The 12,777-nt window shown below is 34.4% G+C and carries 12 protein-coding genes; 4 read left to right on the top strand and 8 right to left on the bottom strand.

Features of this window, described 5'->3' with window-relative positions; all coding sequences use genetic code 11:
* Positions 1-1,297: sensor histidine kinase (locus VKY47_RS00510; RefSeq protein ID WP_324309485.1), on the top strand; the 1,297-nt coding region annotated here is incomplete at its 5' end.
* Between the two features lie 30 nt (positions 1,298-1,327).
* The gene (locus VKY47_RS00505; RefSeq protein ID WP_324309483.1) at positions 1,328-2,110 is read left to right on the top strand and encodes an enoyl-CoA hydratase/isomerase family protein; all 783 of its coding nucleotides are present in this window, start codon (positions 1,328-1,330) and stop codon (positions 2,108-2,110) included.
* An 83-nt stretch (positions 2,111-2,193) separates the two neighbouring features.
* Here the strand turns inward: VKY47_RS00505 and VKY47_RS00500 are convergent, their stop codons facing one another.
* The gene (locus tag VKY47_RS00500) at positions 2,194-4,350 is read right to left on the bottom strand and encodes a S46 family peptidase (RefSeq protein WP_324309481.1); all 2,157 of its coding nucleotides are present in this window, start codon (positions 4,348-4,350) and stop codon (positions 2,194-2,196) included.
* 370 nt (positions 4,351-4,720) lie between these two features.
* Between VKY47_RS00500 and VKY47_RS00495 the strand changes: the two genes are divergently transcribed.
* Complete coding sequence (locus VKY47_RS00495) at positions 4,721-6,298, top strand: hypothetical protein (protein ID WP_324309479.1); 1,578 nt, start codon at positions 4,721-4,723, stop codon at positions 6,296-6,298.
* Here VKY47_RS00495 and VKY47_RS00490 read toward each other — a convergent pair whose 3' ends face one another.
* From VKY47_RS00490 to VKY47_RS00470, 5 genes are all read right to left on the bottom strand, one after another.
* The gene (locus VKY47_RS00490) at positions 6,299-6,952 is read right to left on the bottom strand and encodes an HD domain-containing protein (RefSeq protein ID WP_324309477.1); all 654 of its coding nucleotides are present in this window, start codon (positions 6,950-6,952) and stop codon (positions 6,299-6,301) included.
* Positions 6,952-7,935 (bottom strand): acyl-ACP desaturase, encoded by a 984-nt coding sequence (locus tag VKY47_RS00485; protein ID WP_324309476.1) that lies wholly within the window; start codon positions 7,933-7,935, stop codon positions 6,952-6,954. Before VKY47_RS00485 ends, VKY47_RS00490 begins: the two co-directional genes overlap by 1 nt.
* A gap of 11 nt (positions 7,936-7,946) precedes the next feature.
* Positions 7,947-8,684 (bottom strand): lysophospholipid acyltransferase family protein, encoded by a 738-nt coding sequence (locus VKY47_RS00480; protein ID WP_324309474.1) that lies wholly within the window; start codon positions 8,682-8,684, stop codon positions 7,947-7,949.
* A 36-nt stretch (positions 8,685-8,720) separates the two neighbouring features.
* The gene (locus VKY47_RS00475) at positions 8,721-9,122 is read right to left on the bottom strand and encodes a hypothetical protein (protein WP_324309472.1); all 402 of its coding nucleotides are present in this window, start codon (positions 9,120-9,122) and stop codon (positions 8,721-8,723) included.
* A gap of 133 nt (positions 9,123-9,255) precedes the next feature.
* Positions 9,256-9,666 (bottom strand): BrxA/BrxB family bacilliredoxin, encoded by a 411-nt coding sequence (locus tag VKY47_RS00470; RefSeq protein ID WP_324309470.1) that lies wholly within the window; start codon positions 9,664-9,666, stop codon positions 9,256-9,258.
* A gap of 288 nt (positions 9,667-9,954) precedes the next feature.
* Here VKY47_RS00470 and VKY47_RS00465 point away from each other — a divergent pair, with 288 nt between their 5' ends.
* On the top strand, positions 9,955-10,692 hold the full coding sequence (locus VKY47_RS00465) for a TerB family tellurite resistance protein (RefSeq protein ID WP_324309468.1): 738 nt from the start codon (positions 9,955-9,957) through the stop codon (positions 10,690-10,692).
* On the opposite strand, the gene VKY47_RS00460 is transcribed toward VKY47_RS00465, so the two are convergent.
* The gene (locus VKY47_RS00460; RefSeq protein WP_324309467.1) at positions 10,689-11,849 is read right to left on the bottom strand and encodes a metal ABC transporter permease; all 1,161 of its coding nucleotides are present in this window, start codon (positions 11,847-11,849) and stop codon (positions 10,689-10,691) included. The genes VKY47_RS00465 and VKY47_RS00460 overlap by 4 nt on opposite strands.
* Positions 11,842-12,777, bottom strand: a 936-nt coding sequence (locus tag VKY47_RS00455) for a metal ABC transporter permease (protein ID WP_324309464.1), incomplete at its 5' end; no start/stop codon positions are given. The genes VKY47_RS00460 and VKY47_RS00455, both read right to left, overlap by 8 nt.

The raw sequence follows: 12,777 nt of genomic DNA, 5'->3' as shown, positions 1-12,777 counted from the left end.
TATCAAGGAAAGTATTAATTACGCTATTAGAAAAACCACATATCCTGTTTCTACCGAAACCATGGGTCTTATTTTTAAAAATGAAATCTACGAAATTGCAGCCATTCATAAATTACAACTCAATCTTTACGATTTGGATGGGGGTTTGATAAAATCTTCCAAAGCCACTTTTGAAACAGATTCTCTAACAAAATGCTTGAGTGCCGATGTTTTAAACACCTTGGCCAACACTATAGAACATAGGCATGTAAGTAAAACCGTGGAAAATAATGAGGTTTTTTTATCATCTTATTCCTATATAACAGATCATCAATTTAAACCTTTGGCTATTTTAAATATTCCCTATTTAGAGAATGACGATTTTTTAAATAAAGAACTAAATGAGTTTTTAGTGCGTTTAGGTTATGCGTATATACTCATGTTAATTATCGCTATTACCTTGGCTTATTTTCTTTCCAAATACATTACCAAGTCCCTTAAAACCATTAGCGATAAAATAAATGAAACCAGACTTGAGAAACATAATAAAAAAATAGAAATTGGTGCTACTAGCGAAGAAATTGCCACCTTGGTTAGAGCCTATAACAGGATGATAGATGAGCTCGAGGAAAGTGCCGTTAAATTAGCAAAAAGTGAACGAGAGCAAGCCTGGAGAGAAATGGCAAAACAAGTGGCCCACGAAATAAAAAATCCTTTAACGCCCATGCGTTTAACGGTGCAAAGTTTTCAGCGTAAGTTTGATACAAACGACGAGCATATTTATCAGAAAGTAGATGAATATTCTAAAACGCTTATTCAACAAATAGATACCATGAGCGCGATAGCTTCGGCATTTTCAAATTTTGCCAAAATGCCCGCCCAACAAAATGAAGTTTTAAATCTAGTAGAAATTACTAGATTGGCCCTAGATATTTTTAGTGAAGATTATATCGAGTTTATTGCCGATAGCGACAGAATTATGGCCCGATTTGACAAAGCGCAACTTATACGCGTCATTAACAATTTAGTCAAAAATGGTATTCAGGCCATTCCAGATAATCAAAAGAATAAAAAAATTATAGTCAGAGTATATGAAGATGTAGAGACTATAAACATCAGTATTTCAGATAATGGCGTGGGAATTTCAGAAATAAACTCACAAAAGATTTTTGAACCTAAATTTACAACAAAGTCAAGTGGAATGGGACTTGGGCTTGCCATGGTAAAAAACATTGTGGAAACTTATAATGGAAGTATTACTTTTACATCTAAGAAGGATGTAGGTACTACTTTTAAAGTAACTTTCCCAAAAGGATAATATCAAGTAATTAACTTAAAACAACATACAATGAGTTTCGAACATATTTTAGTTGATTTCCAAAATGGAATTTCAACCCTTTCTATTAATAGACCAAGTAAATTAAACGCTTTAAACAAAGCGACAATTCAAGAATTGCACGATGCTTTAGATACTGCAAATAAGGACAAAAAAACCAAAGTAATTATTATAACAGGAAGTGGGGAAAAAGCTTTTGTTGCAGGAGCAGATATTAGCGAGTTTGCTCATTTTGATGTAAAAAATGGTGGAAAATTAGCTGCTAAAGGACAAGAATTACTGTTCGATTTTATTGAAAATTTATCCACGCCAGTTATTGCTGCTGTTAATGGTTTTGCCTTAGGTGGCGGATTGGAATTGGCTATGGCCTGCCATTTTAGAGTGGCTAGTGATAATGCCAAAATGGGACTTCCAGAAACCTCTTTAGGAGTTATTCCTGGGTATGGCGGAACGCAGCGTTTACCACAATTAGTTGGAAAAGGTCGCGCAATGGAAATGGTTATGACGGCTGGAATGATTGACGCCAGCCAAGCTTTAGCCTATGGTTTGGTAAACCATGTGACCACTTTAGAGGAATTATTACCACTTGCTGAAAAAATAGCTGGTAAAATTATGAGAAATTCATCTGTGGCCATTAAAGGAGCCATTAAAGCGGTTAATGCCAATTTTAAAGATGGTGTCAATGGTTTTGAAGTGGAAATTGAAGAATTTGGAAACTGTTTTGGAACTGAGGATTTTATTGAAGGAACTACGGCTTTTCTAGAAAAACGCAAAGCAGATTTCCCTGGGGAATAATCTTATTTTAAAAGACTTCTTAAAAATAAAAAATGCGATTTCAAAATTTGAAATCGCATTTTTTATTTATAAACTGAATAGAATTAATTGTCTATAATTGTTAATTCGTCAATGATAGATTGAGCATTTGAATATTTGTCTATCAACCAAAGAACGTATCTAATATCTACGTTAATGGTACGTTGTAAATCATCATCAAAAATAACATCTCCAGCCATAGCTTCAATATTACCGTCGAAAGCCAATCCAATAATTTCACCTTTCCCATTAATTACAGGAGAACCAGAGTTTCCACCAGTAATGTCGTTATCGGTTAGGAAGTTTACAGAAAGCTCGCCTTTTTCGTTGGCATAACGTCCGTAATCTTTTGTTTCGTAAATGTCTAACATGTGCTGAGGTAAATCGAATTCAGGATCGTTAGGCTTGTATTTTGCTACCATTCCTTTTAAGGTTGTGTAGTTATTAATTGCAGCATCGTTGGTTTTATCGTTATCTGTAGGAAGAGCTCTTACTTTTCCGTAAGATAAACGTAAGGTAGAGTTAGCATCCGGATATTGAATACTGCTTAATCCAGAAACGCGTAAACCTTCAACCAACAATCTAAAAGATCTTTGGTAATCGTTTTCAGCTTGTACCAAACTTTCTGGTTTTTCACGATATTTATTAAGTAAGGCAGTCGATAACTTATAAAGTTCATCGTTTTCAATAACCGCTTTATCTGGAGACTTTAAAAAAGCTTCTACTTTTTCCTTTGAAGCAAATATGCTCGAATCGAAAATAGAATTAACGTAAGCTGTAAAGTCGTTATTGTTTTCACTTCCTACTTCAGTTACTAATTCTGGTAATGAATAATTGGATTTTGTAACATACAATTCCAATTGTTTAGCCAACACTTCTTTTTCCAAAGGCAAATAAATATCCTTATAAGAATTATCTACAAAGCCTTGTAATCTTGGAAGCATTTCTTCGCGTTTAGCTTCGTTAGCATCTGCGTAATTCTCGAAAGCAGTACCCAATCTGTAAGGTAAAGCAGCAAAAGTACTAGAACGCAACATGCCAACTAAGTAGTTGTCGTGTTTTGCTTTTTCGTTTGTTAGCGCATAATATTTGTTGATATCTGAAATAACATTGCCATACGTGGCTTTGTTTGCTTTTTTATTGGCCCATTTGTCGAATTTCTTTTCAACTTCGGTTTTTGTTTCAACTGTTTTATGATCTGTTAAGGCTTCAATCATTCCACCTCTGTTTTTCCAATAGTTGGCAATACTTGCATAGGAAGAAGCGTACATTAAATTTACGGCTTCGTCTTGATTCATATATTTTTTCATGACATCCATGCTTAATTTTGAGCCTTCAACCCAAGCAGGATATGCGTATTTTACGTTTTGCTCAACGCCTTGTGCAGGCATCCAACGGTTGGTTCTTCCTGGATATCCTAAAATCATAGCAAAATCGTCTTCTTTAACGCCATCAATACTTACTGGAAGATGGTATTTTGCTTTCATAGGGATGTTTGTAGCTGCATAATCTGCTGCATTTCCGTCAGCATCGGTATAAACTCTAAACAAAGAGAAATCGCCTGTATGTCTTGGCCACTCCCAGTTATCTGTGTCTCCACCATATTTCCCTACACTTTCTGGAGGTGTTCCAACTAAACGAACATCTTTATAATCTTCATAAACAAAATAGTAATACTCATTTCCTTGGTAGAAAGGACGTACAGAAACTGTGTATTTACCACCTTCGTTATTTTCTTGTTCTATTTTAGCAATTTCTTTGTTCACGGCAGCTTCGCGATCTTTTTCGCTCATGCTATCATTTACTTGAGATAAAATACGTTTGGAAACATCGTCCATTCTCACAAAGAAGCGCACGTATAAACTTTCTGGTTTTAATTCATCTTCAAAAGATCCAGCCCAATAACCGTTTTTTAAATGGTTTTGTTCTGATGAGGAAAGCTCAGCAATTGCTGAATATCCACAGTGATGATTAGTAAGTACTAAACCATTATTTGAAATAATACTTGCAGTACAGCCGCCATTAAATTGAACAATACCATCTTTTAAACTTTGGTTGTTGATACTGTAAATTTCTTCGGGAGTTAATTGAAGTCCCATTTTTTGCATATCGCGATAATTTAAACGCTCAATATGCATTAAAAACCACATACCTTCATTAGCCAATAATGGCGACATAAATGTCATTGAAAGAATGGTTAAGGATAAAATAAATTTTTTCATATTCTCAAGTTTAGTGATAATTGCAAAAATATTGAAAATATCTATAGTTAGCGTGCTTTTAGGGTGTTAAAAAGATGTTATAATTTCAATGCGGAAATAAAATGAAATTTAAGATTGATTACGTTTAAATAAACTTTCGTTTGCGTTTTTCTGTATGAAAAGTGGGTGTTTAAGCAATTAATTTAGAAAATAAAAACTGAGCCTACTTGTTGGCCAGGCAGGAGCGAAGTTATTCTTTTTTTAAATAAATTCAAGTATATGAGAATTTGTTAATAACCATTTTTAAAATCTTTCCAAATAAAGTTGGCCAATTCCAATTGCATTAAAAAATAATTTTAAGTATTATTGTCATTCAAAACCTACTATTACAATGAAGTTTTTAAAAGTTCTTTTCCTATTCTTGTTTCTTTCTAATACTATTTGTGAAACTGCCTTACATGCTCAAGATGCCCTAAACGCTGAAGATCTTAACTTAGACATAAGCATGACAGATGTGTTTAAAGACGATAGGAAATTCACAGATTTATCCTTTTCAGTTTCAGATAAAAACAAAGGTGTTTATCTAGTAAGACGCTATAATAAAGGTTATTATATTGAACATTACGATAGTAATTTAAATATTGTAAAAGAATACGATATTGAATTACATAAAAAAGAAGGTGATATTGAGAATGCTTTTTTAAGAGGTAATAACCTGTGTTTGATTGAATCATTTTATGATAAATCCACGAAAGAATTACAATATTATTCAAGAACTGCTCAAGATAATGAAGCGACCTTAAAAAGAGAATTTCTGTTTTCAATTCCCCTAAAAGATATTAAAAAACCTAATTATTTCTCACTTTTTACAACTTATGATTCAAAATCTGACGATGATGTTTTAGGAATGTTTAAAACCTCAATACATGCTAATTATATTGCTTTTACCATAGATATTTTAGATGATGCAGCAGAAAAACATTCTATTTTTGTTTTCGATAACAACTTGAATCCTATTTACCAAACGGAGTTTACACGTGGTATAAAAGACCGTAAATTCATACTTCAAAATATCGATGTTAGTGATGAAGATGGAACTGTTTACCTGTTAGGAAAAACCTTTACTAAAGACAAAAAACAAAAGAATTCTGGTGGCAAATATCAATTTGAACTTTATAAGATTAAAAAGGATCATCAAATGTCGGTGGTTTTCGATTCTGGAGATAAGTTTATTGGTTCATTAACAACTAAGAAAGGAGACGATTATCTTTTTTGTGTAGGATTTTATTCTTTGAAGAATGATAACCGTTATAAAGGTTTGGTTCATCTAGCTATTGATCCAAATGATTTAACCATTAAATCCACAAAATACACCCCATTTACCAGTCAGTTTATCATTGATAAATATGGAAAAACAAAAGATAAGGAGTTGAAAAACATTGTTTTTAGAGAAGTTTTTATTACAGATACCAATGAAGCTGTTATTCATGCAGAAGAGTTTTTTATTGAAGTAACCCAAACTATGGGAGCTAATGGAATGATGGGAGGACAGAATAGAACCTATCATTATCGCGATGTTATTTGTGCTAAAATTTCTTCCGGTGGAGAATTAATCTGGGCACGAAACATTAATAAAAAACAAACGTCAGGAAATCTCGATAGATATTTGTCTTTTTCGTCAACACATGTTAATGGGAAAAGTTATTTGTTTCTAAATTCTAATGGGAAAGTTAAAAAATTAAGTAACGACAGAATCGAGTTTAGAGGAGGAAGTAGTAATAAAGCAGATTTAACAGCCGTAGTAATAAATGATGAGGGAGATTTTGATTTTGCTTATGTTTTAGATTCAGATAAAGCCGAAGTTCCTTTTGAAGCTGGAGCCGCAGTTATGACAGAAAAAGGAAAATCGCTAGTGTTTAAAGGTCGTGTAGGAAATAAAAAGCAATTGCTTAAAATCTCCGTCGATTAATTATTTTTCGCCTTCCCATTCAGCATAAAACTGTTCAAGATATTGAACCATAAATTCATGTCTGTTAGCAGCAATTTGCTGACCAGTTTTGGTGTTCATTCTATCTTTCAGCAAAAGTAATTTTTCGTAAAAATGATTGAGTGTTGGAGCTGTTGACTTTTTGTATTCCTCCTTGCTCATGTTGAGGTTTGGTTGAATGTCTGGATTATAAAGTGCTCGGTTTTTAAAGCCGCCGTAATTAAAAGTTCTGGCAATACCAATGGCTCCAAGTGCATCCAATCTGTCGGCATCCTGTATAACATCTAGTTCGGGGGATTTGAATTTTTGAGTCTCGTTCCCTCCACCATATGAAATATTCTCAATTATTAGAATGACGTGTTCCATAACGTTTTTTTCAACTTGTATGCTGGTTAAAAACTCTCGAGCTAGTTTTGGTCCAATGGTTTCGTCGCCATTTGTAAATTTGCTATCTGCAATATCATGCAATAAAGCGCCAAGTGAAACAATAAACGAATCCACATCTTCTTTATTAGAGATGAGTAAGGAATTGTTATATACTCTTAAGGTATGAAACCAATCGTGACCACCTTCGGCATCCACAAGTGTATCTTTAACAAATGCTATGGTTTTTTCAATCTGTTCTTTTTGGGTCATTAAACAGCCGGTTCCACCCATTTAAACTGATAGGAGTTTGCAGGGATTTTCATGCGTTCGGAAAGTCTTGATAATCGCGATGGAAGTTTCATTAAATAGTCGCGTGCTTTTTCGGCTTCATCGGATAGGTTGGTAATTTTATCAATTTCCCAACGTACAATAAGTTTTTCCAAGATATCCACATAATCTTTAGAGGTATAAACCCCTAGACGTTGTGCTGTGTTGGAAAATTCTTCGAAAGCAGACCCTATTTTCCCGCCAGATTCTCTTAAAAAATGTGCTGGCATGGTAATTTTTAATTTCATCATGTGTTGAAATGCCATCATCATTTGGTTTGGATCCACTGCAAAAATACGTTCTACAAATTCGCAATAAGCATGGTGGTGTCTCATTTCGTCTCCAGAAATAATCTTACACATTTTGCTTAATTGCTTATTTCCTCTGTCTTTAGCAAGTTTGGCTACACGATTGTGAGAAATATAAGTAGCTAATTCTTGAAAACTGGTATATAGAAAGTTTTTGTATGGATCTTGATCTGTACCAATATCAAAACCATCAGCAATAAGATGATGTGTGGTTTTTTCAATTTCCTTCATATTAACACGTCCGGAAAGGTAGAGATATTTGTTTAGAACATCTCCATGACGGTTTTCTTCGGCCGTCCAATGTCTTACCCATTTACCCCAGGAATTTCTTCCAACTTGGTCAACACCTTCAACATCCATGAGCCACGATTCGTAAGTTGGCAAAGCCTCTTCTGTAATCATATCTCCAACTAAAACCACCCAAAAATCGTAAGGAAGTTCTTTGGACAGTTCTCTAATTTCTCTTACTTCTTCAAAAAAGTTATCACCTTCAGAATTAGGTAAAAAGTCTGTTGGTTGCCAAATACTATCTACAGGAATCAAATATTTTTCGATTAAAGATTCGACGTCCTTCTCTAAATGGTTCATTACTTCCAATCTCACATTTTTTAACGACATAATTTAGAATTTTAAGGGTTTATACTTGAGCCTATTGTAGTTTCTAGGTGCTTAATGAGCTCCTGTTTATCTTCAAAGTTAGATAATTTTATAGGTTCGTGAACAGTTAATTTGATATGATTTCCAATTCCCATAGGAAATTTGCCATATTTTAACATTTTCCAAGAATTATTTATGCTGATCGGAACAATAATAGCCGAAGGGATTTTCTTGAATAACACTTCCAGTCCTTTTGTTTGAAATGGTTTTGGATGTCCATCTTTACTTCGCGTACCTTCAGGAAAAATAACCGCAGCACGCTTGTTGTTTTCTATGTATTCACCAAATTTCATAATAGCTGGCAAGGCTTGTCTTGGATTTTTTCTATCGATTAAAACCGAACCTCCATGACGAAGATTATAAGAGACGCTTGGAATGCCTTTTCCCAATTCTTTTTTACTGATAAATTTGGGATGATGTTTGCGCATATACCACATAATGGGAGAAATGTCGTACATACTTTGGTGATTTGCCACGATAATCAAAGGCTGATCGGTAGCTATTTTATAAGGATTATGAAAGCTGTATCTCGTGCCTAAAATATTGGTGCATCGCATAATAAAAAACTGGAGCAAATCCACACTTTTTTTATGTGCTTGATATCCTAAAACATTAAAACAAAACCATTGAATGGGATGAAATATCGCTAAAGTCAGTAAAAATACGACCGCGTAAATAGATGTTAAAATAAAAGCTATTAGTTTTTGCATGCTACAAAATTAAGAAAATATAAGAGCTTACAAACATTAATATATGGGAATGCATATATTATTTTGGCAGTCAAAACCTGTTGGAGGCATTACTGCTAAGCAATCTGAAATAGCTCCACATTCCATATTGTAAGTGGCTTCCATGCTATTGAAGTTGTTAACCATATCCGTCAACTCTAAAGTATCGATAGAGGTGGTATAAATTAAATATTCCCATGCACCTCCACAAGGTTTACTTCCGAAGGCGATAAATCGACATTCAAAATCATCATTACATATCGAAGTTTCAGCAAAGGCGCGTATGTTTTCTCGTAATTCGTTTAATTGCATTTGCCTATTAGTACAGGAAGAAGATTTATCGTCTGAATCTGAACAACCAAGAATCGCTAAAAAAATAAATTTCGAAATAATTAAATTAGTTATAAATGAGAGTTTCATAAGGTTCTTTTTAGACGTATTTATGATATAATATTAAACGTTCAAGTGAAGATGTAAAAAAACCACGATTTATATCGTGGTCTTAAATGTTTTAAAGTTTTTTCTATTTATAAAGAAATGACTTTGAAAATTTTTAACAATGCGTGTTAAAAGCATCTACTAAATTTGCTGCAATTACTTCTGCTGGACGTCCTTCAATATGGTGACGTTCTAACATGTGCACCAATTCGCCATCTTTAAATAAAGCAATACAAGGAGAACTTGGAGGAAATGGAACCATGTGTTCTCTAGCTTTATCAACAGCTTCTTTATCTACACCTGCAAAAACAGTCACTAAATTATTAGGGTGTTTTGCATTTTGAATACTCATACTAGCTCCTGGACGTGCATTGGCTGCAGCGCAACCACAAACGGAGTTTATTACAACTAAAGTGGTTCCTTCTTTTGCTAACGCATTGTCAACAGCTTGGGCAGTATGTAATTCTTCAAATCCAACTTTGGTTAAATCTTCGCGCATTGGTTTTACTAATTCTGCTGGATACATATCTTTTAATTTTTAAGGTTATTATTTTAAACCGCAAAGATACGGAAAAAGTAATCAGTTGAATGTGGTTATTAGCAGACTTTTAACGCTCTTAAAAATTTAATGAGAACTTTAATTTTATGGCGTTTAGGTAACATTTCTACTAAAAAAACAACTAACAATAGTATATTTACGCAAAATTTAAAAATGAGGCATTCTCATTTGGTAAACCTGTTTTAGAAACTAATGGATTTTCTAAATTAAGTAATCTAGAACAGGGTATTGAATCTTTAAAAATAAAAGTAATACATGAATTTTTCAAAATGGATTGGTGCTGCTATAGGATGGTCTTTTGGAGGCCCTATTGGAGCTATTTTAGGAATGGTTTTAGGAAGTGTTGTCGACGGGTTTTCTAAAGGAACCATCAAGGTAGATACCCAACAAACCTACCAAAGAGCTAGGCAAACCCAATCTGGCGACTTTGAAGTTAGTTTGTTGATTCTGGCATCCATAGTTATAAAAGCAGATGGACAACAAGACCAACGAGAATTGGACTTTGTACGTCAGCAATTTGTTGGCATGTATGGTAAGGAAAGAGCTAATCGGGCTTTTAAATTGTTTAAAGAATTGAATAAACAGGATATTCCAACGCGCCAGGTTTGTTTACAAATTAGACAAATGATGGATCATCCGTCACGTTTACAATTGCTCCATTTCTTGTTTGGAATAGCAAAGGCTGATGGGGTTGTGGTTGAAAATGAGGTAAAAACGATTGAGACTATTGCAAATTATTTAGGCATCAGTCATCAAGATTTTGAAAGTATCAAAGCCATGTTTTATAACAGTAGCGATAATGCCTATAAAATCCTTGAATTAACCAAAGAAGCTACTGTTGGTGAAATAAAAACAGCTTACCGAAAAATGGCAAAGAAATATCATCCAGATAGGGTCATTCATTTAGGAAAAGAACATCAAAACGGAGCTGAGGAAAAATTCCGTCAGGTTCAAGGGGCTTATGAGCAGTTGCAGAAGGAGCGAGGGTTTTAACCCCGAAACAAGAAGAAATCATCTTTCATGTCTTCTATTTGAGCATCTTCATTGGTAATAATATAATGGATGGCCTTGGACGTAAATTCATCTCCTTTTTGGGTTAAGGATACCACGTTATTATCAATTAAAATCATGTTGTTTTTTAAGGCGAGATCCAAAACTGTTTTAGCTCTAACTTGTTGCCAATTGATATGTTCCTGTAAATGATTTACATGTCGCTCGCGAACTTCGGAATGATTTTTTAAATGAAGTAAGAAGGTCAATAAAGATACTTCCGTACGTTGTTGTTTTTCTCGATACATTACGGCAATAAGACCTTTGCTTGGAGCGAATAAATAAATAAATAAAAACAGTAAACCCAGCATGGTTGTGATGGATCCTGCAATGGAAGCATCCAACCAATGTGCCAACCAATAACCTGAAATGGCACCAAACACCCCAAAAACAATAGCTAAACCAAGCATCTTTTTTAAGTCTGTTGTCAATAAATAAGCGCTAGCAGCAGGAGCAATCATTAAGGCTACGACTAGAATAGCACCCACAGCATCGAAAGCTCCAACGGTTGTAACTGAAGCAACCGTCATTAATCCGTAATGAATTATAGCTGGCGAAAACCCTAAGGAGGCTGCAAGGCCTGCATCGAAAGTGCTTACTTTTAATTCTTTAAAAAAGGCAAACAATAAACCAATGGTGATGCTTAAAATAATTCCAATAACCCATAAAGATTTTGGACCGATATCCATTCCACCAATAAAGATTCTATCGAAGGGAGCAAACGCTAATTCACCTAACAACACAGCATCAATATCTAAATGGATGTCGTTGGCGTTTTTGGCAATTAAAATAACCCCAATACTAAAGAGCGCGGGAAAAACCAAGCCAATGGCCGTATCTTCTTTTACCAAGCCTGTTTTTTGAATACGTTCTACTAGGATAACTGTTATTACACCTGTTATGGCAGCTAGCAAAATTAATAAAGGCGAATTAAGATCTTGAGTAATAAAAAACCCAACTACAAGTCCTGGTAAAATAGAATGACTGATAGCGTCGCTAATCATGGCCATTTTTCTAAGCACTAAAAAAGTTCCTGGAATAGCACAAGCAATGGCTACCAAGCTAGCAATTAACTGTATTTCCAATTGTGCGTTATTCATCTTTTATAGCTTGTTGATTATATAGATTGGCTGCTGTTTCAAAACCTTTTTTGGTTAAACTCCACATAGTTCCATCTAAGGTCACATAGTCTTTATCTACTAATTTCTGAAGTGTTTTTCGTGTATAGCCTTGGAAATTGTTTAAGATTTTAATGGTATGTGGATGCGAAATATTATCGTGGGTTTCTGCAATATGATACATGAATGCCAAAGTTTTTTGAAGTTGTAAATCGCGTCTGTTGGCAATAAATCTAATTTGACGAAATAACAAGCCGCGACCTGGTGAGAATATAAAGGAAAAAACCACAAATACAGAAGCCACAATTACAATTACGGGTCCTGTGGATAGATTATTTTGACTGGCACTGATGGCTGTTCCAAATACGCCCGAAAGCGCACCAAAAATAGCAGCTAACAACACCATTTTTGACAAGCTGTTTGTCCATTGTCTTGCTGCTGCTGCTGGAGCTAAAAGCATGGCACTCATTAAAACCACTCCAACAGTCTGCAAGCCTAATACAATAGCTAAAACAATAAAGGATGTGATAAGGATGTCTATGAAATTAATATTAAAACCAAGGGTTTTTGCATAGTCTGCATCAAAAAGGAACAATTTAAACTCTTTCCAAAAAAACAACAAAACCAATAGGCAAAGTCCGGTAATAATAGCCATGAGCCAAACGTCGCTTTCCACTAAAGTGGCGGCTTGACCAAATAAATATTTATCCAATCCTGCTTGATTGGCATTGGGTTGTTTTTGAATGAAGGTTAATAACAACATTCCAAATCCAAAAAATAAAGAAAGAATTAAGCCTAAGGCGGTATCTGATTTTAAATGGGTTTTGGTAACAATGCCTCTAATCCAAAAGGTTCCTATTAAACCACTTACCAACGCTCCAAGAAGTAAGGTATTGGTGTCTTTGGATCC

Source organism: Xanthomarina sp., from assembly GCF_035306705.1.
GTDB lineage: Bacteria > Bacteroidota > Bacteroidia > Flavobacteriales > Flavobacteriaceae > Xanthomarina.
This window is presented reverse-complemented; position numbering and strand designations above follow the sequence as displayed.